We start from the raw sequence: 21,959 nt of genomic DNA, 5'->3' as shown, positions 1-21,959 counted from the left end.
CCGCTACGCGCCGAGCAGCTTGTCGATCTCGCTCTGCGGGATCGGCTGGATGGGGTAGGAGTCGTCGGGCTGGTCCGGCTTGACGAACTGGTCGAGGTTCTCATCGGTGATCTTCGGGAGGGGGACGGTGATGGTGGAGGGGACGTCGGTGCCGGCGGCCTTGGCCACCGCGGCCCGCAGCGCGATCACCGCCAGGTAGTTGGGCTGCGCCGTCGCGATCGAGGAGAAGCCGTCCTTGCGCTTGTCGGCCCACAGCTTCAGGAAGCCGTTGTAGTTCTCGCCGGTGATCGGGACGAGCTTCTTGTCCTGCTTGACCAGGGTCTGCAGCGCCGCCGCGGACAGAGCGCCGCCCTGGGAGAAGACGCCGGTGATGGACGGGTGCGCCGAATAGGCCGAGGCGAACGCCTGCGCGGCCGGGGCCAGGTTGTACTCGCTGTGCACGTTCGCCGCGATCTTGATGTTCGGGTACTTCTTGAACACCTCTTCCGCGCCCTTCCAGCGCTCCTCGCTGACGGAGACGCCGGCCGGGCCGTTCATCGCGATGATCTCGCCTTTGCCGCCGAGCTTGTCGGCCAGCCACTGGGCGGTCATCCTGCCCCACTCGACCTGGTCGGTGCCGACCCGGATGACCTTCTCGCTGGTGACGAGGCTGTCGAAGTTCACCACCACGATGCCCGCGGCCACGGCCTTCTCCATCACGGGGTTGAGTGCGGTGGAGGAGCCGGCGTCGACGAGGATGACATCGTACTTCTGCGTGATCATCGCCTGGATCTGGGCGATCTGCTGGGAGGCGTCGCCGTTGGCGTTGAAGGTCTCGTAGCTTGCGACCTTGCCCTCGGTCTTCAGCTTGGCCACGTCCTCCTCGAGCATCTGCAGGGTCTGCTGCATCCACGAGGGGGCCAGGTAGATGGTGGACCAGCCGACCTTGAGCGCCTTGGGCGCGGCGCTCGACGCGCCGCCGGTCGCACCGGCGGGGGAGGCCGTGGTACTGCCCTGGTCGACGTTGCACGCAGCGGTGGCCAGCAGCGCGCCGAGTGCCGCTGAGGCGATCAGGGCGCGTCGCGTCATCCTCGTCATGAAGCCCTCCTATAACGGACCACGTTCGTAAGTGGTTCGTAGTATGGTGGGATCAGGATGCTCCTAAGGAGTCGTTTCGGTCAACAGTGGGTTCGTTAAAAGGACGTATCCCTGGCCGGCGTGTCGTTAATGTGAACTACTAATGAACATGGGTCGTATAGGGGGATCATGGCGATCGTGATCGGGCTCGTCATCCACGCGAGCCACCGCGCCGTCTTCGAGGAGGCGGCCCGCACGTTGTCAGGCGTGCGTCTGGAGTGGGTGACCTACGAGCAGGAGGAGGAGATCCGGCCGGGGGTCCAGGCACTCCTCGAGCGTGAGCAGGTGCACGGCATGCTGCTCGGCCCGGTTCCGTACGCCGAGTCGCGCGACCTGCTCCCAGCGGGTCTGTCGGTCGCGGTCACCAAGGCCGCCGCCCTCGACCTGTCCTTCGCCTTCTTCCGCGCGCAGGTCCGCGGCTGCGCCGCCGTGCCGGTCAGCGTGGACACGTTCGATCCCGAGACGGTCCACGAGGTCGTCCACGCGCTCGGGCTCGACCCCGACCAGGTCGCCTGCCTGCCGTACGACCCCGAGCAGTCCGTCGACGAGATCGTCGGCTTCCACCGCCGCTTCGCCGAGCGGACCGGCGCCGCCTACGCCATCAGCCTGCGCACCGCCGTCACCGCGCGGCTGACGGCCGGCTCGGTCCCCGTGGTGAACGCCTTGCAAGGGCCCACCACCATCCGGGCCGACCTCCACGAGCTCGCCCTGCGGATCCAGTCCCGGCAGGCCAGCGCGTCGCGGTTCGCCGCGGGGGTCTTCCTCCTGGGCGCCCAGGACGCACAGACCGATCTCGACCGGGCCCGTATCGGGCTGATGAACCTGCTGGTCAACACGCCGGAGTTCGACGAGGCGTGGATCGAGAACCGCGACCGCCGCGGCGTCGTCGTCTTCGCGCACAAGGCGCTGTTCGAGGAGGTCACGCACAACTGGGTGTCGTTGCCCATTCTCGGTCAGGCCCACGAGACCCTCGGCGTGCGGCCGGCCGCCGGGTTCGGCATCGGCGGATCCGCCCGCACCTGCGTCCAGCTCGCCGAATGGGCGGCGTCCCGCGCCGAGCAGGAGGCCGCTCCGTCGGCCTACCTCGTCGAGGACAGCGGCGTCATCATCGGCCCCATGAGCGGGTCCGGGTCGCCGCTCGCCTTCACCTATCGCGAGCACGGCGGCGACCTGGAGGAGCTGGCGCGGCGCGCGGGGCTCAGCCCGGCCACCCTGTCCAGGCTCGCCGCGCTCGAACGCAGCCTCGGCGGGCGGTTGATCTCGCCGAGCGACCTCGCGGGACAGCTCGGCATCACCAACCCGAGCGGACGCCGGCTGATCCGCAAGCTCAGCGAGTCCGGCCTGGTCACCGAGGAGGGCAGCGAGCAAATGCACCGCAAGGGCCGCCCGACCCGGCTCTACCGCCTCGGCATCGGCACCGCTCTCGCCGGCGAGCCCGCCTCCCGAAACGTATAGGAGCAGGATGTCCTACGATCTGCTGCTGGCCGGTGGCGACGTCATCGACGTCGGCGGCGGGCACGTCGGCCGCTACGACGTCGGCGTGCGCGGCGGCCGGATCGCCGCGGTCGCCCCCGCCCTGCCCCGGCACGCGGCCCGCGAGGTCGTCGACGCCCGCGGCAAGCTGATCACGCCCGGCCTGGTCGACCTGCACGCGCACGTCCACCCCGGCGCCACCTACTGGGGGATCGACCCCGACCCCGTCGCCTGGTACACCGGGGTGACCACCTGGGTCGACGCCGGCTCGGCCGGCGCGTACGCCATCGAGTCCCTGCGTGCCGCGGTCAGCGACTACCAGGTGCGCGTCGCGGCGCTGCTCAACGTCTCGGCCGTCGGCCTGACCGCGCCCGACGGGGAGAGCCGCGAGCTGGCCAACTGCGACGTCGATCTCGCCGCGGCGACCCTGGCCGGCAACCGCGACCTGCTCTTCGGCGTGAAGGTCCGGATGGACGGCAAGACGGTCGGCGCCAACGGGCTGGAGCCGCTGCGCCGGGCGATCAAGGTGGCCGAGGCGGGCGGGGTCCCGGTCATGGTGCACATCGGCGTCGCGCCACCGGCCGTGGACGAGGTGCTGCGGCTGCTGCGCCCCGGCGACATCGTCACCCACTGCGCCAGCGGGCTGGCCACCGGCATGGTGGACGGAGGCGGCATCGCGCCCGCGGTCGCCGAGGCGTACGCAGCAGGTGTGCTGTTCGACATCGGGCACGGATCCGGCGGCTTCGCGTTCGACGTGCTCGAAGCACAGCTCAAGGCCGGTGTGATCCCCCACACGATCTCCTCGGACCTGCACGCGCGGTGCCTGTACGGCCCCGTGTTCGACCTGCCGACGACGATGACGAAGCTGCTCGCCGTCGGGCTGCCGCTGGAAGAGGTGGTCGCGGCGGCCACGGTGCGTCCCGCCAGGGCGCTCGGCCTGCCCGGCGGCGTGGGCACGCTGGCCGTCGGAGCCCGGGCCGACCTCGCGGTGTTCGCGCTGGAGGAGGGCACGTTCGAGCTGGCCGACTCCCACCGTCAGCTCCGGATCTCGGACCGGCGGCTGGTCAACGAGCTCACCTACGTCGCCGGGCGGCCGCTGCCGCCCCGGCTGCCTCCGCACCCCAAGCCCTGGATCCCGCTCACGGACGCGCAACGCGAGGCGTTGCGGGTGCGCGCCGGCCGGGTCCGCGCGCTGCTCTCCGCTCCGCTGGTCGGCGCGGACGGGCTGGCCGAGCAGTTCCCCCGTTCACCCTGAGGCGCTCACCAACAGGCGGCGATCCTGTCCAGCACCGGCGCGGGATACATCCCGTAGTTGTAGAAGTCGACGGCCGCCGCGCCGGCGGAGGCGCAGGCGGCCACTTTCGCGGCCAGATGCGCGGCGTCGAGCGTGTCGGGGTGACCCGGCCGCACCACAACCCGCACCGGGCACCGTCCGCCGGCCGCCGCCACGACCGAGGCCACGTCGGCACGCAGCCGTGCCACGTCCCGCACGTAGCCCAGGCACGCGTAGCCGTCGGCCACGGCCGCCAGCGCAGGCACGTCCACCCCGAGCCGCCACCCCTGCTCGGCCGCGGGCCGGCCCTGAGGGACGCCGTCGCCGTAGCCCAGCAGCGCGCCGGTCAAGTCCAGATACACCAGCTCCCCGCCGTCCGCGTGCACGGCGGCCGCGACTCTGCGGGTCAGCGCGGTCACCACACCCTGCCGTACGGCGAGGAAGCCGTCGAGCTCCTCACCCACGGCGGCACGCAGCGCCGGCAGGTCGGCAGGCGTGGCCGGGGCCTCGCCGCCCAGCGCCCGGTCGAGATGACCGGCCACGGCCGCGCGCAACCGCCCGGCGTCCACCCCGGCGGCCTGTGCCGCCTTCCGGCAATCCGCGCAGAAGCACAACCCCATCAACAGCCGCTCGCCGGGGCCCAGCGGGACGAAGGAGCGCTCGTGGTGGTGTCCGTGGTCGAAGGTCCCGTACGAGAGCGCCTCGGCCACCACCGGCCCCACCGCGGCCGCCGTCCGGGCCAGCGCCACCGCGTATTCGCCGACGTCCGGATTGGCCGGGCACAGGTCGGCGAGCAGCCGGTCGCCGAAGCACGTCTCGGCGCACACATCGGGAAACGCGCTGCCCAGCGTGGTGTTGTGCAGGAACACCGTCCACGCGAGCACGTCGCCCGCCCGCTCGCGCAGCCGCGCCACCGCCTCCTGCTCCACCGCAGGCTGCCCCGGCGGGCGCAGCCGCACCCCCTGCCAGACCTCCGGCGGCAGCGGCAGGAACACGCCGTCACGCCGGTGCACCACCCGCCCGGCCTTTCCGCGCGGCACCACATCCCGGGCCTGGTGGTAGGCGACGGCGACGGTCACCGCCGCGACGCCCCGCTCCCGCACGCGGGCCGCCACCTCGTCCACGCCCTCGTCCACCAGATCGGACGGAAAGACGAACAGGCTGCTACGGGGAAACATGGAGAGATTTCACCACACGGGCCACAGCTTCGGGAAAGCCCGCCTACCCGAAGACGGCAGGCGGGGGCACCGGGGCCAGGACGGGATCGCCGTCCTTGATGGGGTACGCCCCGGCCACGAAGTTCGTCAGCGCCTCCCCGTGCACGCACCTCGCCTGCGTCAGCCCGCCGGCCGCGCGCCGCATGAGCAGGTCCAACGGCAGATCCGTACGCGAGGCCGCCACGATCAGATTCCCGAAGCGGCGCCCTCGCATGACGCCCGGCTCCGCCAGCAACGCCACATGGCGGAACGTGGCGGTCACCGTGGCCAGCAGGCGCTTGGCGAAGGCCAGGCCCTTGCCGTCCGCCAGGTTGATCAGCAGGGTGCCGTCCGGGCGCAGCACCCGGGCGAGGTCACCCATGTACTCGACCGTGGCCAGCTCCACCGGCATCGTCGCCCCGGTGAACGCGTCCAGCACCACCAGGTCCGCCGTAGCGTCCCAGACCTTCGCGGTGCCCTCCCTGCCGCCCTCCACGATGACCTTCAGCCGGGGCACCGAACGCAGCTCCAGCTGCTCGCGTACCAGATTGACCAGCAGGCCGTCGGGCTCGATCACGATGTGCCGGGAGCCGGGGCGGGTGGCGGCGACGTAGCGGGGGATCGTGCAGGCGCCGCCGCCGACATGGACACAGCTGAGCGATCCGTCCTGGAGAAGGTCGATAACGTCCGCCATGAGACGGACGTACTCGAATTCGAGGAATGTGGGGTCTTTTAGATCCACATACGACTGAGGTACGCCATCCTTGGACAGCATCCAGCCGTCCTGCCTGTCCAGATCCCGGAGGAGTTCGACCTCGCCGAACGTCACCGGATAAAGGCCGGGCATCGGTTCCCGCTGTCCACGTGTCACGCTGATCCCTCCTGGGAGAAACCGTATGCGACGCAGAAGGCTGATTGTGCTCGTTATCGCGGTTGTCGCGATAGTCGGGGCGAGCACGTTCGCGGTCATGGCGTCCAGCAGGGTCAGGGGGAGCGCGTCGCAGACGGCGGCCGCGTACTTCGAGGCGTGGCGCAAGGGGGACATCACGGGCATGGAGCGGCTGGTGTACCAGGCGCCGGCTGACTTCGTCACCCGGCATCGGGCGTTGTCGGACGAGCTGCACGTCGAGTCCATCCAGCTGACCCCGGGGCCGTTGAAGAGCATGGGGGACGGGGTCGCCGAGGTGCCGTTCGCGGGGGTGCGGCAGCTGACCGAGTTCGGGGCGTGGCCGTTCGACAGCACGTTGCGGCTGGCCGTGCGGGACCGGACGTGGAAGGTGTTATGGGCGCCCGAGACGCTCCACCCGCTGCTCAAGGACGGCGGGAGGCTGGAGCTGGGCGAGATCGACATGGTGGCGGCCGAACTGGTCACGAGCGAGGGCGACCGGATTCCCAACGACAGCTACGCGGAGGCGTACCTCGAGCGGCTCAAACCCGAGTTCGCCGAGGCGAACCAGGGCTGGGAGCTGGTGCTGAAGGTGCCGGGGCAGCCGGACCGGCCGTTGCTCAGCAAGCAGGCCGGGGCGAACGTCGAGGAGACCACATTGTCGCGGCCCGTCCAGGCGGCCGCCGCTCGGGCGCTGGACGGCGTGGATGACTCCTCGATCGTCGTCATCCAGCCGAGCACCGGCGCGATTCTGGGGCTGGCCGACCGCCTTGAGGAGAACCACAGCGCCGTGCAGGACCTCTTCCCGCCGGGCTCCGTCTTCAAGACGATCACTGCGGCGGCGCTGCTCAAGAGCGGCCTCGAACCGTTCGCGGAGGTCCCGTGCCCGGGCCGCTACACCGTCCCCGGCCATCGGACCATCGACAACGACGGGGTGGTGGATCGCGGCCTCGTCAGCTTCACCGACGCGTTCGCCCATTCCTGCAACACGGCGTTCGTCGAGCAGGCCACCACCAGGCTGAGCTCGAAGGACCTGGTGGAGACGGCGAACGAGTGGGGGTTCGGACGGCCGATCATGACGGGCATCGGCGGTAGCTGCGGCACCGTGCGGGAGACCGACGACATGGACGCGTTCGCCGAGGACGTGATCGGCCAGGGCGAGGTCGTCACCACCCCGCTGTGCATGGCGGCGCTCGCCGCCGCTGTGCAGAGCGGCGTGTGGCGCTCGCCCAGACTGCTGTCGGAGGAGCAGGTGAGCCGCATCCAGGGCACGCCGCCCGAGCCCGCGCCCATGGACGAGGGGATCGTGACAGCGCTGAGGGACATGATGACCGCGGTGGTGGACTACGGCACGGCGGCCGACGCTGGGCTGCCGGAGGGCGTGGCGGGCAAGACCGGCACGGCGGAGGTGGTCGACGGTGAGGATCACGCCTGGTTCATCGGCTACCGCGACGACCTGGCCTTCTGCGTCTTCGTCCGGCACGGCGGCAGTGGCGCCGCGACCGCCGCTCCGATAGCCGCCCGCTTCCTGAATGGGCTGTAACCTACGGTACCGTAGGTTACATGACGACCATCACCGTTAAGCCCAGGCTGCGAGGCTGGTTGCACACTGGAGCGCTGCCCGTGACGTTGATCGCCGGGTTCGTGCTCGTGGCGCTCGGTCCGACGTTGCAGGCCCGTCTGGCCTCCGCCGTCTATGTCCTCACATCGGCGTTATTGTTCGGCGTTTCCGCCACCTATCACCGCAGCACGCTCGGCCCGAAGCTGGCCGAGTTCCTCCGCAGGTTCGATCACGCCAACATCTATTTGATCATTGCCGGCACCTATACGCCGTTCGCGCTGCTGGCTCTGGACGGGGTGGCCCGGGTGGCGGTGCTGAGCATCACCTGGGGTGGCGCGCTGGCGGGCGTGTTGTTCCGGGTGTTCTGGATGGGCGCGCCGCGCTGGCTCTACACCGTGCTCTACCTGGCGCTCGGCTGGACCGCGATCTTCGTGATGCCACAGCTGCTCGAGGGCGCGGGCGTGGCCGCCGTTGTGCTGGTGGCGGCGGGCGGCGTGTTCTACTCGGCCGGCGCCATCGTGTACGGGCTGCGCCGCCCCGACCCGTCACCCCGCTGGTTCGGCTTCCACGAGGTGTTCCACGCGTTCACCATCGCCGCCTATCTGGTCCAGTACATCGCGGTGTCGATCGTGGTCTACTCCCACGCATAAAGAACTCCACTTTGTGGGTAGATGTACCGTAAATTTTACGTATGTGTCGGCGTTCCGCCGGAGGAACGTACGGCCCATCTGCCCACAGTGGAGTGGACATGGACGTACACACCCGCCTTGCCCGCCACCTGCTGGTCGACGGCTACCGCCTGGTGCTCGACCTGGAGCTGAGCCGTGGCTCCTGGCTCGTCGACGCCCGCAACGGCCGCCGCTACCTTGACTTCTACACCTTCTTCGCCTCCGCCCCGCTCGGCGTGAACCCGCCGTTCGACCCCGACTTCGTCCAGCTGCTCGGGCAGGTCGCGCGCAACAAGCCGGCCAACCCGGACATGTACACCGAGCACCTGGCCGACTTCGTCGACACCTTCGTCCGCGTGCTCGGCGACCCCGAGCTGCCGCACCTGTTCTTCGTCGAGGGCGGCGCCCTGGCCGTCGAGAACGCGCTCAAGACCGCCTTCGACTGGAAGAGCCGCCACAACGAGGCCGCGGGCCGCCCACGCGAGCTGGGCACCAAGGTCCTGCACCTGACGCGGGCCTTCCACGGCCGCAGCGGCTACACCATGAGCCTGACCAACACCGAGCCAGGCAAGACCGACCGCTTCCCCAGGTTCGACTGGCCGCGCATCGACGTGCCCGCCATCCACTTCGGCGACGTCGAGGCGGCCGAGGAACGCGCGCTCGCGCAGGCACGGGAGGCCTTCGAGCGCCATCCGCACGACATCGCCTGCTTCATCGCCGAGCCGATCCAGGGCGAGGGCGGCGACAACCACATGCGGCCGGAATTCCTGCAGGCCATGCAGCACATGTGCCACGAGTACGACGCGCTGTTCATCGTCGACGAGGTCCAGACCGGCGGCGGGACGACCGGCTCGCCGTGGGCGTACCAGCAGCTGGGGCTGGCCCCCGACGTCGTGGCCTTCGCCAAGAAGGTCCAGGTGGGCGGGATCATGGCAGGCCGCAGGGTCGACCAGGTCACCGACAACGTGTTCCAGCTGAGCGGCCGGATCAACTCGACGTGGGGCGGCGGCCTGGTGGACATGGTCCGCAGCCGTGGCATCCTGGAGATCATCGAACGCGACGGCCTCATCCAGCGCGCTGCCACGCTGGGCAGTGTGCTGCTCGAACGCCTCACCAAGCTGGAGGCCGAGCGCCCCGAGGCGGTGTCGGGCGTCCGCGGCCGCGGCCTGATGTGCGCGTTCGACCTGCCCGACCAGGCCGCCCGCGACGCCCTGGTGACCCGGCTCAGGGAGGACCACGGCGTGCTCGTGCTGCCCTGCGGACCCCGGTCGGTACGCCTGCGCCCGGCGCTCAACATCCCGGAGCCCGACCTCGACCACGGCCTGAGCGCCCTGTCGGACGCCGTCACTGGGTGACGCTGGAGGCGGTGCCTGGCGGCTTCGGCGGGGGCATGATGTCCTGCGGCCAGGCGCCGGTGCCCGGCGCCGGGTCGGAAGGCCGGCCCGGTTACTGCCGGCGGGACAGCCAGAGGCCGATGGCGGTGACGCGGGAGTCCACGCCCAGCTTGGCGTAGATGCGGTTGACGTGGTTCTTGACAGTCTTCTCGCTGAGGAACAGCCGTTGCGCGATCTGGCCGTTGGACTGGCCCGTGGCGATGAGGTCCATGACCTCCGCCTCGCGTTTGCTCAGGGACGTGAACACGCTCTCGAACGCTGCGTCGTCGACTCTCATCCGGCCTCCGGGGGCGCGAAGACGGTCAGATCGCCGAGGGCCCCCGTGCTTACGGCGTTAGCGGTAGACAGCGAGCATAACTCGCAATGTCATGATTTGGGGGCGTTGTCGGGAGAAAACGACGATGGCCGGTCCCTCTGGGATCGGCCATCGTGCTCTGGGGTGAGTGAAGGGACTTGAACCCTCGACATCCAGGACCACAACCTGGCGCTCTACCAACTGAGCTACACCCACCACGGCCACCCGCTACGTGGCGGCACAGGAAAAGTGTAGCGGGGTTCGGGAGTCTTTACGCCACTCCTTTAGCCGCTGACACGCTCGGCCAATGATCTCGCGGTCGCCGAGTCGGGCCCCGGCTGGTCCACGAAGATCGCCGCGCGGTAGTAACGCAGCTCCCTGATGCTCTCCGTGATGTCCGCCAGCGCGCGGTGCCCGCCCTGCTTCTCCGGCGCGGCGAAGTAGACCCGCGGGTACCACCGGCGGACCAGCTCCTTGATCGACGAGACGTCGATCATCCGGTAGTGCAGATAGGCATCCACCGCCGGCATGTCCCTGGAGAGGAACGTGCGGTCGGTGCCGATCGAGTTGCCGCACAGCGGCGCCTTCTTCGGCTCCGGCACATGGCGGCGGATGTAGTCGAGGACGAGCGACTCCGCCTCCGACAGCGTCACCCCGCTCCCCAACTCGGGCAGCAGCCCGGAGGCGGTGTGCATCTCGCGCACCACTTGCGACATCTGCTCCAGCGACTCGGGCGGCGGCTTGATGACCACGTCCACGCCCTCGTCCAGCTGATTGAGCTCGCTGTCGGTGATGACGCACGCCACCTCCACCAGCGCGTCACGCCCGAGATCGAGTCCGGTCATCTCGCAGTCGATCCAGACCAGCAAGTCACTCATGAAATCTCCTCGCCCAGCGGCTCGGAGCAATCCGCCCGCTTGTTACTCCACCAGCCTAGTGCCACTGCTCACGCGGGCTTGAGCGAGCTCAAAACCTGGTCCACCACGTCCGTGCCGAGATTGTCGGGTACGGAGATGTAGACGATGGCCGGGCGCTCACCGGAGCCGCGATCCATGAGCACGAGCGCCCCGCTCTCCTTTTTCCACTTGTAGCCCTTCTCCTCCGACACCTTCGTGAAGTCGAGCTCGAACTGCAGCAGCCAGGCGTCCCGATCGCCGATCTTGATGGCCTTGTCCGCCACGATCTTGGTCTCGTGCGCCGGCTGGTAGAACCTGGAGAAGTCCACGAAGACGGCCTTGGCCGTATCCCCCATGCCGGTGGCGCCGCTATAGGGGTAGAGCTCGTTGAGCAGCCCCGAGTAGACGTTGCCGACCCAGTCGTCGTCCCCCTCGAAGTTCTCCTGTGACGTGGCGTGCACCCCGGCCGACCACAGCTGTTGCGTCGGGCTCGGGGTCGCGGGGTTGAGCTGCGTGGGCACCGTCCAGCCCTCGGGCACCGGGTACGAGATCCCCGCCTGCGGGTCGGTGATCCGGCCATCGGCAGGCTGGGGCGGCGGCTCGCCGGTGCCCTGGCTGGGCGGCTCGTTGGACGGCGGTTCGTTGGTGGGCGGCTCCTGGGACTCCGACGTCTCGGTCGGCAACGGCTGCGCGAGCTCGGTGCTGCTCCTGTTGATGAAGAAGATCCCGCCCACCACGATCAGCGCGACCACCACCAGGGCCGCCAGTCCGCCGAACACCCAGGGCAGCGGATTGCCCTGCTTGGGCGGCGGGCCGTAGCCGGGGCCCGGCAGTTGCGCGCCGCCCCATTGCTGGGCGGACGGCGTTGGCTGGCCGTAGGCGGACTGCCCGAAGGTGGGCTGCCCGTACTGGAGCGTGGGGTTCGCCGGCGTCGCCGACGAGTCCGGCCGCGACTGCTGCTGCGGCCCGGAGGCGGCCTGCGGCTGCTGGGGCCCGGAGGCAGGCTGCTGCGCCGGCTCCTGCGCATGCGTGGCGTCGGTCCACTGGTTACCGTCCCACCAGCGGAGCTGGGGCTCGCCGTACGGGTCCGGGTACCAGCCCGCGGGGGTCTGCGAGGTCATGTTCGCCAGATTAGTAAGAACCGCTTTGATATGCATTGCTGGCAAGGCATCAACACTTGTACGTGAAGCTGGCCTTGTCCGTACGTACCGGGCCCGGCGTCAGAATCCGCAACGTGGCGGTGGCTTTGACGTTGCTCTTGCCCGACAGTGACCACCTCAGCGGCAGGGTGTAGGACGTCTGGTCGGAGTTCGTGCGCAGCGATCCCTTGACGACTTCCTTGTCCAGGTTCTTGCGCCATTCGAAGGTGATCTCGCCGGGCGCCCCATTGGTGATGACCTTTCCGGTGATCACGACCTTGCTGTTGCAGCCCTGCGTCTTCTTCGGCGCCACCACGTCGATCGACTGGACCGCCAGCTCGGTCGTGTTGCCCAGCTTGAACCAGGCCAGCATCGCCCCCGCCATGATCGCGGCGAAGACGGCCGTGGCCCAGATCGTCCGCCACCGCCGCGCCCGCGAGGCCCTGGTTCGCTTGCCGCCAGGGCGGTGCACGGTGGACGCCTCGTCCCGGCCCGACCGCCAGATCCGCTCCGCCGTCGTCTCCGGCCGCTGCACCTGCGTGCTGATCCCCGGCCCGAACTGCAAGGGCCGCGCCGCTCGGTCGGGCACGTGCAGCAGCGTGACGATGTCGCCCTCGTCTCTGGGCAGGGCGGGTGGTTGCACGTACGCCCGCGGCTGCGCGAACGCCGACCTGCCGCGTGCCGCCTGCACCAGCCCTTCCCGGCTGATCCCGCCGCCGGGCAGCGCCGACTGCTCACTGAGCAGCGTGTTGCGTGCGGCGGCCAGGCCGAGCGTGCCCGCCATGGCGGCGACACGTTCGAACAGCTGAGCGGCCTGCGACGCGCCTGCCTGCGGCGCGTCAGGCCCGGAGGGGCCGGCCTGTGCCGCGCCCGGTGCGACGGAACTCGAGGAGGCGGCCAGCCCGCGGGCGAGCGCCGCCCAACCGGCCGCGTCCCGCTCGGGCGGGGACACCTGGCCGCGGATCGCGTCGGTCAGGCCGCGCTCGGACAACAACGCGACGCCCTCCGCCGTGATCACCACGGTGCCCGGGTGCACGGAGCCGTGCGTGACCCCGGCGGTGTGCAGCGCGATCAGCGTATGGGCGGTCTCCACCAGGGCGGACGCCGCGCCCGCCGGATCGACAGGACCGCCGGCGAGCACGTCGGCCAGGGTCGGGCTGACCGCCTGACCCGTGAGCAACCACACCTGGTCGCCGGCCGCCACGACGTCGGCCACCGGGATGAGGCCGGTCATCCCGCTCAGCACGAGCCGTTGGTCGGTCATGACCGCCTGGACGACGCGCTCCCGCACGCCGGGCAGCCCGATGATCTTCGGATCGAAGAGCAAGGCACCGGCGCGGCGGCCGTCGGGCGAGATCGCGTCGATCCAGTTGCCCAGTTCGGTCATCCAGGTGTGTTCGGTGAGCCGGAATCCGGCGATATCGTTCGTCGGGTTGTTCATCGCCGTCGCCCCCCGGCGCTGCTAGCGCTTCCTTCTATGGCGTCCCGCCATTCGGCGTTTCACCGCAAGTGTGACCGGAACCGTGCCGGACGTCATCAGGCCGAACACGATCAGCGCGGACTGCGCCATGCCGACGGCGTCGATCCTGGGCTCCTCGGTCGGCACCTCGTCTCGCGGAGGCGCCGTGTCCGTCGGGTCCGTCGGCGGTGTGGTCGACGGCTGCGTGGTCTGGGTCGGCCGGGTCGTCGGACGGCTGGTGGTCTGGGTGGGCGTCGGGGTCGGCGTGGGGGAAGACGGCGGACGGGTGTTGTCCGGTCCGCTGATCGTGCCGCTCGTCTCGGGCTCGGCCGTCTCGGTCGGGGTCGAGGTCGGGGTCGGCTTCTTGGTCTTGGTGGGCTTCTTGGTCTTGGTGGGCGTCTTGACCGGCGTGGGTGTGGCCGTGGTGGTTGTGGTGGGGGCGGCGTTCGTCGTCGGCACCGGCGGCGGGGTCTCGCTCGTCGTGGCCGGGGGCTCCGGCGTGGTCTCCTCCGGCGTGGGTGACGCCTCGTCCGTCTCGGCCGGCTCGCCCGTGTACGCCGTCGCCGGGCTCGGCGTGGTCGTGGTGGTCTGCGCCTGGAGCACAGGCTCGTCGGCGGAGGCGGTGGCGATGATCACAATGGCGCCGATCAGCACGCCGGCCGCGACAGCGCCGATGGCGAGTTTCGCGGGGAGCTTGCGCAGCACACTGGACGGATCGCGGAAACGGGTCTCGGCGAGCGACGTCTGCGTCTCCGCTGGGTCCTCGAGCGGGCTCGGGAAGAGCAGGACCAGCAGACCTGCGAGGGCCGCCAGGCGGCGACGCCCGCGCTCCTCCCAGTCGGGGCCGTACCCCTCGGCCGCCACGGCCTCCAGCTCGGTCAGGAACGCCTCCGCCGACGGCGGGCGCTCCGCGGGATCCTTGGCCAGGCCGCGCTCGATCAGGCCGCGTAACGCCGGGGGCACCTCCTCGACCGGGGTCGGCGCGCTCTGGTGCTGGCGGGCCAGCGCGGCCAGGTTGGTCGCCCGGTAGGGGCGGGCGCCGGTCAGGCACTCGAAGAACACCACGGTGGCCGCGTACACGTCGGTCGCGGGCCCGGCAGGCGCGCCCGACCACTGCTCGGGCGCCATGTACGGCGGCGTGCCCGCCGCGCTCGCTTCCTCGCCCGCGCGGACCGCGATGCCGAAGTCCACGAGCTTGCTGGTGCCGTCGCCCTGCACCATGACGTTCTCAGGCTTGAAGTCGCGGTGCACGACGCCGATGGCGTGCGCCGAGGCGAGGCCCTGGAGCGAGCCCTTGAGCACCGCCAGCGCGGCCTCGGGCCCGGTCGGACCCTCGGACCTGAGGATCTCGCGGAGCGAGACGCCGTTGATCAGCTCCATGATGATCGCCGCGCCCTGGCCGGACTCGACGTAGTCGATCAGGCGGGCGTGGTGCGCGCTCTGCAGCGTGGCCAGCAGCCTTGCCTCGTGCCGGAAGCGGGCGACGAAGCCCATGTCGGTTCTCAGCTCGTCACTGAGATACTTGATGGCCACCTCGGCGCCGTCGTAGTCGCGTGTGGCCAGCACGACACGACCGGCGGCTCCCGAGCCCAGTTCGCGAACCCCGGTGTAGCCGGGGACCCCCCATTGCCCCTCGCCGTACATAACGGCCTCCTCTGGACTCGTCTGGGCCCCCACCCGCATCAAACGGAGCGTAGCTTAACCAGAGGGAACCGCTTTCCCGCTACCAATATCCTGATAAGTCTGGATTAAGACTGTTAGTTAATCTTGCCGGGAGTATCGGATGTTTCGGGCCGGGGCTCCTTGGTGGGCTCTTTTGTGGGCTCCTCCTCGGACGGGCACTCGGGTGTGACCCCGCCGGCCGTGTCGCTGCCGTTGCCCGCGGCCGGGTCCGTGGAGGCTGTCACCGACCATTTCGTGCCGCACGGAAGCCGTTTGACCGGGAGGGTGAAGGTCCTGGTGTAGGACGTCTCGCCGGACAGCGTGTCCGATTTCGTGTCGCCGAGCTCGCCGGCCGAGAACGCCACGGTGAGCCGTACAGGCTGGGTGTTCGACGTGAGCACCTGGACGGTCGCCGAGAGACCGTCGCCAGGGCCGGCCCGTACGATCGACACCCGCCGCACTTCCGGCGGGCAGGGGACCGACGTCCGCGCGGTTTCCGTCCGGCCGCCCGCGGTCACCTTCACCGACAACGTCGCGTCGCAGGGGCGGGATCTGAAGGAGTGGGTGAGCGTCCGGGCGTAGGAGGTCCGGCCGGAAAGGGTCGCCGTGCGGGTGCCGACCGGGTCGCCGTTCACCGCGAACTCGGCCTGGACCGGGATCTCGCCTGTTCCGCTGGCCGTCACGTTGATTCTGGCCTGGGCGGCGCGGGCGGGCGCGGCGGGCACCACGAGGCCGACGCGCAGCCCGGTCACCCTCGTCGGGCAGGGCGGCACGGACACCGAGGCGGCCCTGCCGCCGCCGGGGGCCGCGGGTGAGGTGGTGACGGTCAGCGTGACCGTCTTACCGCACGGGCGTTCGCCCATGGACCAGGTGAGGGTCCGGGTGTAGGTCGTGGAGCCGATCAGGCGCACGCGCTCGGTACGGCCGTCCGTGCCGGAGGCCGCCCAGGTCGCGGTGGCGGTGACGGGGGCGGTGCCGCTGGCGCGCACCGTGACCGTGGTGGTGGCCACCCCGTCCTCGTTGACGGTGAGGTCGCCGAGGCCGATCGTGAGCACCGACGTGGCCGGCGACGGCGTGGTCACCGTGGGCGTCGGAGTGAGCGTGGGCGTCACAGTCGGAGTCGACGTCGTGGTCGTGGTCGGGGTCGTGGTGGTCGGCGTCTGGGTCGGGGTCCGCGTCGGGGGCGACGTGGGCGTCCGGGTCGGGGTCGACGTGGGCGTCCGGGTCCGCGTGGGTGTGGTCGCGGGGCCGGTGGACGCCGGCGGCGACACGGCAGGGCTCTCCTCGGGCAGGACCGCCTCGGGCGTGTTCTCCGGCGTTTCCTCGGGCGTCCCCTCCGGTGTCGTCGGCGGGACAGAGGCGAGTTCCGGGGTGATCTCGGTCGGCGGCACGGCCGCCGCCGCGCCGATCGGCTCAGCGGGCGGCCGTTCCCTGTTGGCCACCACGACCACCACCGCAATCGCCACGGCCGCCGCCAGCGCACCGCCCATCACCACACGCGCGACGGAGCTCGTGTTCGAGCGCAGCCCGCGGAAGACCGTCCTGGCCAGCGACGTGGACACCTCCGGCGTGGCCGCCGGCGGCGGTGTGGGCAGCAGCAGGGCGAGCAGGACCACCAGCGCGGCCAGCCGTCGCTTGCCCCGCTCCTCCCAGTCCTCGCCGTACGCGGCCTGGGCCGCCGCCTCCAGCTCGGCCACGAACGCCAGCGCGCTCTCCGGCCGCTGCCCCGGGTCCTTGGCCAGGCCGCGCCTGATCAGCCCGCGTACCGGCTCGGGCGCGTCGTGGAACGGTACAGGGGCATGGATGTGCTGGTAGCCGAGCACGCTGGGCTCGGTCGAGCGGTACGGCCGGTGCCCGGTCAGGCATTCGAAGAAGACCGCGGTGGCCGCGTACACGTCGGTCGAGGGCGAGGCCGGCCGTCTCTCCCACAACTCGGGCGCCATGTACGGCGGCGTGCCCTCCGGATGCGCGACCGTGCCCTGCCGCACGGCGATGCCGAAGTCGACGAGCTTGCTGACCCCGTCGTCCCTGACGATGACGTTCTCGGGCTTGTAGTCCCGGTGCACGAGGCCGAGCGCGTGCGCCCTGGCCAGGCCGAGCAGGGAGCCCTTCAGCACGACCAGCGCCGCCTCCGGCTCGGTCGCGCCGTGCTCGCGCAGCAACGCGCGCAGCGAGACGCCGTTGACCAGCTCCATCACGATGGCCGCGCCGCCCGAGTCCTGGACGTACTCCCACATCGTGGCGATGTTGGGGTCGCGGAGCGTGGTCAGCAGCCGCGCCTCGGACTGGAACCTGGCCAGCGCGGCGGGATCGCGCAGCAGGTCCGCCGAGAGGTACTTGATCGCGACCTTGACGCCGGTCTCGTCGTGCACGGCCAGCGCGACCCGCCCACTGGCGCCCGCGCCTAATTGCGTGATTTCCGTATATCCGGGAGCGCTCCACTCCATATGCCTCTCCCATCAGGAGCCGGCCCACCTGATGAGACGTGTGATCAAGGAGTCGGGTTTGCCAGGTGGTACCTGATTTATGGAACTACTCCCGATGGAGGATGTGAACAGGAGTATCGATACCTTCTGGGAGCAACGGATCTGGCTCGGGTTCTCCCCACGTGGTCACCAGGGGCAGGACGCCGGCCCATACCGGAAGGGCGTAGTCCTCCTCCTCGTCGACCGGCGCGCCGCGCCGGATCTTGACCGACGCCTCCTCCAGGGACAACGCCAGCACGGCCGTGGCGGCCAGTTCCTTGCGCGACGGTGGCCGGACGTAGTCCCACTGGCCGGGCGCGAGCTGCTCGGCCAGCGCCCGCAGCCCCGTCAGCCGCTCGTCCGGGTCGGTCACCAGCCTGGCCCGGCCGTAGATGACCGCCGAGCGGTAGTTGACGGAGTGGTGGAAGATCGAGCGGGCCAGCACGACGCCGTCCAGATGCGTGACCGTGACGCACACCTCGCCGTCGCCGGCCGCGCGCAGGGACGTCGCGCCTGTGGAGCCGTGCAGGTAGAGCGTTTCACCGACGCGGCCGTAGCCGGTGGGCACGACCATCGGGTGACCGTTGACGACGACGCCCAGGTGGCAGATCAGGCCGGTGTCGAGGATCTCGTACAGGTCGTGGCTGTCGGTGCTGGCGCGTTCCTTCGAGCGGCCGAGCGTGGTGCGAGGAGTGGTGGAGAGCATGATTCGACCGTAGCCGCGAAGTGGACTTATCCTGTAGGGCCACTATCGACCCCTTCGTAGGGACCACTTGCGTGCGTACCTCTGTTGACCTGCCTGTTTCCCTGTCGCGGGACACGGCCGAGCCGCTCACCACGCAGCTGGCCGACTGGCTGCGCCGCGCCATGCTCGACGGCGCGCTGGCGCCGGGCGAGCGGCTGCCCTCCACCCGGGCCCTCGCGGCCCAGCTGGAGGTGAGCAGGACCGTGGTCACGGAGGCGTACCAGCAGCTGTACGCCGAGGGGTGGCTGGACGGGCGGCACGGCTCAGGGACGTTCGTGGCCGACATGGAAGCGCCCACGCCGCCTGGCGAGACGACGTACGTGCCTGCGCCGCCCGCCCCGCCGGCCGCCTGGATCGACCTCACGGCCGGCGAGCCCTGGGTGCGTGACTACGACCAGGCGGCCTGGAAGCGGGCCTGGCGCAAGGCCGCCGACCTGCCGCCCCGCGCCGCGCCCGACCCGTACGGCCTGCCGCGCCTCAGAGAGCTGCTCGCCGACCACTTGCGGCGGGCCAGGGGCATGGCCGTCGGCCCGGAGAACATCCTGGTCACCAGGGGCACCGGCAACGGCCTCGACCTGTGCGCGCTCGCCCTGCTCGGCGGGGGCGGCCGCGCCGGCGTGGAGGACCCGGGCTACCACGTGGCGCGGACCGTGTTCGCGGCCCGGGGGGCCGAGATCGTGCCGTGCCCGGTGGACGAGGACGGCGTGATCGTGGACGGGCTGCCCACCGATCTGCGCGTGCTCTACACGACGCCGGCCCACCAGTACCCGCTGGGCGGGCGGCTGCCGATCCCGCGCAGGGAGCGGCTGCTGGCCTGGGCCAGGAGCACGGGCGCGACGATCATCGAGGACGACTACGACGCCGAGTTCCGCTACGACGTCGCCCCGCTGCCCGCGCTCTACGGCCTCGACCCGTCGCGGGTGGTGCTTCTGGGCACGCTCTCCAAGACCCTCGCGCCCGACGTCGGCGTCGGCTGGCTGGTCGGCGACCCCGAGCTCGTCGCCGGGATCGCCCGCCTGCGCCGCGCCGTGGCCGACCGCACCAGCGGGCCCGTGCAGCAGGCGGTGTCGACCCTGCTGGAGCGCGGCGACCTGGACCGGCACCTGCGGCGCATGCGCCTGGAATACGCCCGCCGCCGCGCCGCGGTCGTCGAGCTCCTCGGACCCGTCTGCCGGCTGCGCGGCGACACGGCCGGGCTGCACGTGCTGGCGGAGCTGCCCGCGTCCGTAGTGCCCGCCCTGGTCGAGCGGGCCAGGGAACGCGGCGTCCTGCTCGACTCGACCGGCCGGCACCACCACGGGCAGGAGCGGCTGCACGGCCTGGTGATCGGCTACGGCTCCGCGTCGCTCGCCGACGTCCGCCGCGGCTGCCGCATTCTCGCCGACCTGATCAAGAATTCCTTTGTGTGATGGCGTCGAGGGCGCGTCACGGAAGCGGCGGTGCGGGCTCCAGACGGCGCAGGACGGGCAGGGCGCGGTCGGTGTACACCGGGTCGACGGGGAGCACGTGCCGTGCCCACCAGCGGGCCGGGACCGGGTCCTGAGACGGCTCGGTGAAGGCCGGGGCGTAGTCGTCGTACGGAGGGTCGTACAAGTAGCCCGTGGCGACCCCATGCCGCTCCAGCTCGGCGATGGCCGCGTCCCTGTCGCGCACCAGCAGCGGGACCCGGAACAACGGCTGGTCCAGGTTGTCCCGCACGGCCGGCGCCACGGTGGGCAGCTCGGCCAGCCCGGCGACGCCCGCCAGCCGCCGCCCGCGGCCGGCGGGGACCTTGGCCAGGCGCCGGGACTGGTGCCAGCGGGCCAGCGGGCCCCGGCGCGCGCGGTAGTCGTGCAGGTCGGCGCGTACCCAGGGGTCGAAGGGCGGCAGCGAAGGGGTCTCCTTGAGCGCCGTCTCCAGCCCGTCGGGGTCGAGCGGGATGCGGTAGCCCTCGCGATCCTCCTGCATGCCGAGCGCACGCATGAGCGCGAGCGCCGGGCGTACGAGGTCCAGCTTGAGCGCCGCCTGGCGGGCCATGGAGGTGGCCACGCCGATCAGGTCCGCTTTCCACGACCCGGTGACGAGCAGCTGGTCGCGGGCGCGTTCGAGGGCGCGCAGGTCCGCTTCGCGCTCCACCGCCAGCACGCCGCCCGAGCCTGCCCCCGGATGTTTGGAGAGGCTGAAGACCCCCGCCTCGCCGAACGTCCCCAGCGGCCGTCCGCCGACGCTCGTCTCCATGGCGTGCGCCACGTCCTCGATCAGGATCTTCCCGGCGAAGGCGTCGGTGCGGTCGGGCAGTCCGTACAGGTTGGTCGTCAGGACCGCGTCCACCGCGTTGAGATCGACGCGGCCGACGTCGATGTTGCCGTCCCGCGGCGACAGCGGCGCGATCACCGGCCGCAGACCGGCCGCGAGCACGAGGAAGAGGATCTCGTCGGCGGAGATGGGCGACATGAGCAGTCGCTGCCCGGGCGTGCACCAGTGGCGTAGTGCCAGGTAGAGGCCGAGGCGGTTGGAGGGGAGCAGCAGGCAGTGACGGCCCGTGCGCTCTGCGATGTGTTTCACCGCTGTATGACGGTACGGAAGCGCCCGTAGGTTTTCAACGCCTTGTCCGCGGTTTTGAGCAGCAGCGGATTGGCCATCACGGTGGCCCGGGTCTTGCGCATCGGCACGCGCATCATCCAATGGACGCCCGCCGCCGCGCTGGCCCTGGCCACCCGCCCCTCGGCCACCTCCAGCTCGCCGTTCTTGAGCTTGTCCTTGTACTCCTTCTCGCCGCGGCCCATGTCGATCACCTCGATCCCGGCTGCCGCGGCCTGCTCAGCCATCGCGAGATGGTGGATGAGGCCGGGGGAGTACTTGGCGAAGCGCGTGTCGTAGGCGGGGAACCAGCCGGCGAGCGTCGTGCGGGTGCGCAATCCGAAATGCCCGGCCACCGGCTCGTCGTCCGCGTACACCATGTCCAGAACCCCGGCGAAGCTGTCCGACTGGGTCGCCAGCAACCGCTCGACCAGCTCGACGATCCATCGGTGCGCGAACCTGTCGGTGCGTCCGGTGCGCCGGTATTGCTCCGTCTTCCAGCCGAGCAGCGTGTGCAGCGGCTCGAGATCCGTGATCGCGAAGTCGTGACGCACCGTGCCGGCGTCGCGCTGGAGCTTGCGCGACTTGGCCAGGGTGGTCTTGTACGTCTTGCCGGAATGTTCCTTCAGTGCCGTGGTGTAACACTCGTACCCGTCGCGCAGGTCGATGATCGGTGACGGGTAGCGCTCGTGCCGGCCGTTCAGCAGCGGCTGACCGGACACCAGGTGGTCGAACTCGTACACCGCGAGCCCGCACTCCTTGATCAGCCGGCGCGCGTCGATCTCGATGTCCTTGGCGTGGATCAGGCCCTGGGCGTCGGTCAGCCCTGCGGCGACCGGTTTGCCGATGCCCATCGGATGCCGTTCAAAGGGGAAGAATCCCACGATTTCGGGACCGTCGTACAGGATGGCGACCTGGACGAGATCTCGCAGTTCGCCCACCGTGATCGTGAACTCTGGGGACAGGAACGGATTGTCGAAAGCGGGGTCGGACTCCTGCAGAGCCCGCCATCGGCTCACTTCGGTTGGTCCCAGCTCACGGGGGAGGGCAAGGGTGACGCGCATGGGCTCCCACTGACGGCATGCTTCTTGGTCCGGGCATGCGGGCCGACAAGTAAGCCCAGCGTAAGGCTTGTCTTCGCTGCTCAGCGACGTGGCCGCGGATTCTTACAG

18 protein-coding genes and 1 tRNA gene are annotated in these 21,959 nt (G+C 70.6%); 6 read left to right on the top strand and 13 right to left on the bottom strand.

Annotated elements, in window-relative coordinates; genetic code table 11:
• Window positions 1–3: 3 nt before the first annotated feature.
• Window positions 4–1,077 carry an ABC transporter substrate-binding protein gene (locus ACTWPT_RS29350; protein ID WP_443180696.1) on the bottom strand — a complete coding sequence of 358 codons (1,074 nt, stop codon included), beginning with the start codon at window positions 1,075–1,077 and terminating at the stop codon, window positions 4–6.
• Between the two features lie 168 nt (window positions 1,078–1,245).
• On the opposite strand from ACTWPT_RS29350, the gene ACTWPT_RS29345 reads away from it, so the two are divergent.
• On the top strand, window positions 1,246–2,571 hold the full coding sequence (locus tag ACTWPT_RS29345; protein ID WP_443180695.1) for a hypothetical protein: 1,326 nt from the start codon (window positions 1,246–1,248) through the stop codon (window positions 2,569–2,571).
• A gap of 7 nt (window positions 2,572–2,578) precedes the next feature.
• Complete coding sequence (locus ACTWPT_RS29340; protein WP_443180694.1) at window positions 2,579–3,844, top strand: amidohydrolase/deacetylase family metallohydrolase; 1,266 nt, start codon at window positions 2,579–2,581, stop codon at window positions 3,842–3,844.
• A gap of 5 nt (window positions 3,845–3,849) precedes the next feature.
• On the opposite strand, the gene ACTWPT_RS29335 is transcribed toward ACTWPT_RS29340, so the two are convergent.
• The gene (locus ACTWPT_RS29335; RefSeq protein WP_443180693.1) at window positions 3,850–5,040 is read right to left on the bottom strand and encodes a hypothetical protein; all 1,191 of its coding nucleotides are present in this window, start codon (window positions 5,038–5,040) and stop codon (window positions 3,850–3,852) included.
• A 43-nt stretch (window positions 5,041–5,083) separates the two neighbouring features.
• Window positions 5,084–5,929 (bottom strand): spermidine synthase, encoded by an 846-nt coding sequence (locus ACTWPT_RS29330; protein ID WP_443180692.1) that lies wholly within the window; start codon window positions 5,927–5,929, stop codon window positions 5,084–5,086.
• A gap of 97 nt (window positions 5,930–6,026) precedes the next feature.
• Here ACTWPT_RS29330 and ACTWPT_RS29325 point away from each other — a divergent pair, with 97 nt between their 5' ends.
• The 3 genes from ACTWPT_RS29325 to lat all read left to right on the top strand — a co-directional run bounded on the left by ACTWPT_RS29325 (window position 6,027) and on the right by lat (window position 9,528).
• Window positions 6,027–7,487 carry a penicillin-binding transpeptidase domain-containing protein gene (locus ACTWPT_RS29325; protein ID WP_443180691.1) on the top strand — a complete coding sequence of 487 codons (1,461 nt, stop codon included), beginning with the start codon at window positions 6,027–6,029 and terminating at the stop codon, window positions 7,485–7,487.
• A gap of 20 nt (window positions 7,488–7,507) precedes the next feature.
• A complete protein-coding gene (gene trhA, locus ACTWPT_RS29320; protein ID WP_443180690.1) occupies window positions 7,508–8,155 on the top strand; it encodes a PAQR family membrane homeostasis protein TrhA in 648 nt (215 codons plus the stop codon).
• A 98-nt stretch (window positions 8,156–8,253) separates the two neighbouring features.
• Window positions 8,254–9,528 (top strand): L-lysine 6-transaminase, encoded by a 1,275-nt coding sequence (lat, locus tag ACTWPT_RS29315; protein ID WP_443180689.1) that lies wholly within the window; start codon window positions 8,254–8,256, stop codon window positions 9,526–9,528.
• Between the two features lie 91 nt (window positions 9,529–9,619).
• On the opposite strand, the gene ACTWPT_RS29310 is transcribed toward lat, so the two are convergent.
• From ACTWPT_RS29310 to ACTWPT_RS29275, 8 genes are all read right to left on the bottom strand, one after another.
• Window positions 9,620–9,844 carry a helix-turn-helix domain-containing protein gene (locus tag ACTWPT_RS29310; RefSeq protein WP_090938928.1) on the bottom strand — a complete coding sequence of 75 codons (225 nt, stop codon included), beginning with the start codon at window positions 9,842–9,844 and terminating at the stop codon, window positions 9,620–9,622.
• 158 nt (window positions 9,845–10,002) lie between these two features.
• Window positions 10,003–10,078, bottom strand: a tRNA-His gene (locus ACTWPT_RS29305).
• Between the two features lie 68 nt (window positions 10,079–10,146).
• Window positions 10,147–10,740: an oligoribonuclease gene (gene orn / locus ACTWPT_RS29300; RefSeq protein ID WP_443180688.1), complete on the bottom strand. Its 594-nt coding sequence runs from the start codon at window positions 10,738–10,740 to the stop codon at window positions 10,147–10,149.
• Window positions 10,741–10,808: 68 nt separating this feature from the next.
• A complete protein-coding gene (locus ACTWPT_RS29295; protein WP_443180687.1) occupies window positions 10,809–11,879 on the bottom strand; it encodes a DUF2510 domain-containing protein in 1,071 nt (356 codons plus the stop codon).
• Between the two features lie 49 nt (window positions 11,880–11,928).
• The gene (locus ACTWPT_RS29290; RefSeq protein ID WP_443180686.1) at window positions 11,929–13,338 is read right to left on the bottom strand and encodes a hypothetical protein; all 1,410 of its coding nucleotides are present in this window, start codon (window positions 13,336–13,338) and stop codon (window positions 11,929–11,931) included.
• Between the two features lie 21 nt (window positions 13,339–13,359).
• Window positions 13,360–15,000 (bottom strand): serine/threonine-protein kinase, encoded by a 1,641-nt coding sequence (locus ACTWPT_RS29285; protein WP_443180685.1) that lies wholly within the window; start codon window positions 14,998–15,000, stop codon window positions 13,360–13,362.
• A gap of 113 nt (window positions 15,001–15,113) precedes the next feature.
• Window positions 15,114–17,465 carry a protein kinase domain-containing protein gene (locus ACTWPT_RS29280; protein ID WP_443180684.1) on the bottom strand — a complete coding sequence of 784 codons (2,352 nt, stop codon included), beginning with the start codon at window positions 17,463–17,465 and terminating at the stop codon, window positions 15,114–15,116.
• A gap of 85 nt (window positions 17,466–17,550) precedes the next feature.
• Entirely contained in the window at window positions 17,551–18,189 is a 639-nt protein-coding gene (locus tag ACTWPT_RS29275) for a pyridoxamine 5'-phosphate oxidase family protein (protein WP_443180683.1), read from the bottom strand.
• 71 nt (window positions 18,190–18,260) lie between these two features.
• On the opposite strand from ACTWPT_RS29275, the gene pdxR reads away from it, so the two are divergent.
• Window positions 18,261–19,637: a MocR-like pyridoxine biosynthesis transcription factor PdxR gene (gene pdxR, locus ACTWPT_RS29270; RefSeq protein WP_443180682.1), complete on the top strand. Its 1,377-nt coding sequence runs from the start codon at window positions 18,261–18,263 to the stop codon at window positions 19,635–19,637.
• Window positions 19,638–19,653: 16 nt separating this feature from the next.
• On the opposite strand, the gene ACTWPT_RS29265 is transcribed toward pdxR, so the two are convergent.
• Window positions 19,654–20,772, bottom strand: a complete 1,119-nt coding sequence (locus ACTWPT_RS29265) for a DegT/DnrJ/EryC1/StrS family aminotransferase (protein ID WP_443180681.1) — start codon at window positions 20,770–20,772, stop codon at window positions 19,654–19,656.
• Window positions 20,769–21,806 (bottom strand): GNAT family N-acetyltransferase, encoded by a 1,038-nt coding sequence (locus ACTWPT_RS29260; RefSeq protein WP_443180680.1) that lies wholly within the window; start codon window positions 21,804–21,806, stop codon window positions 20,769–20,771. Before ACTWPT_RS29260 ends, ACTWPT_RS29265 begins: the two co-directional genes overlap by 4 nt.
• Window positions 21,807–21,959 lie beyond the last annotated feature (153 nt).

This window comes from Nonomuraea sp. 3N208 (assembly GCF_052245935.1).
Lineage (GTDB): Bacteria > Actinomycetota > Actinomycetes > Streptosporangiales > Streptosporangiaceae > Nonomuraea.
Note: the sequence above shows the minus strand (reverse complement) of the source record. Positions and strands in the feature narration are given on the sequence as shown.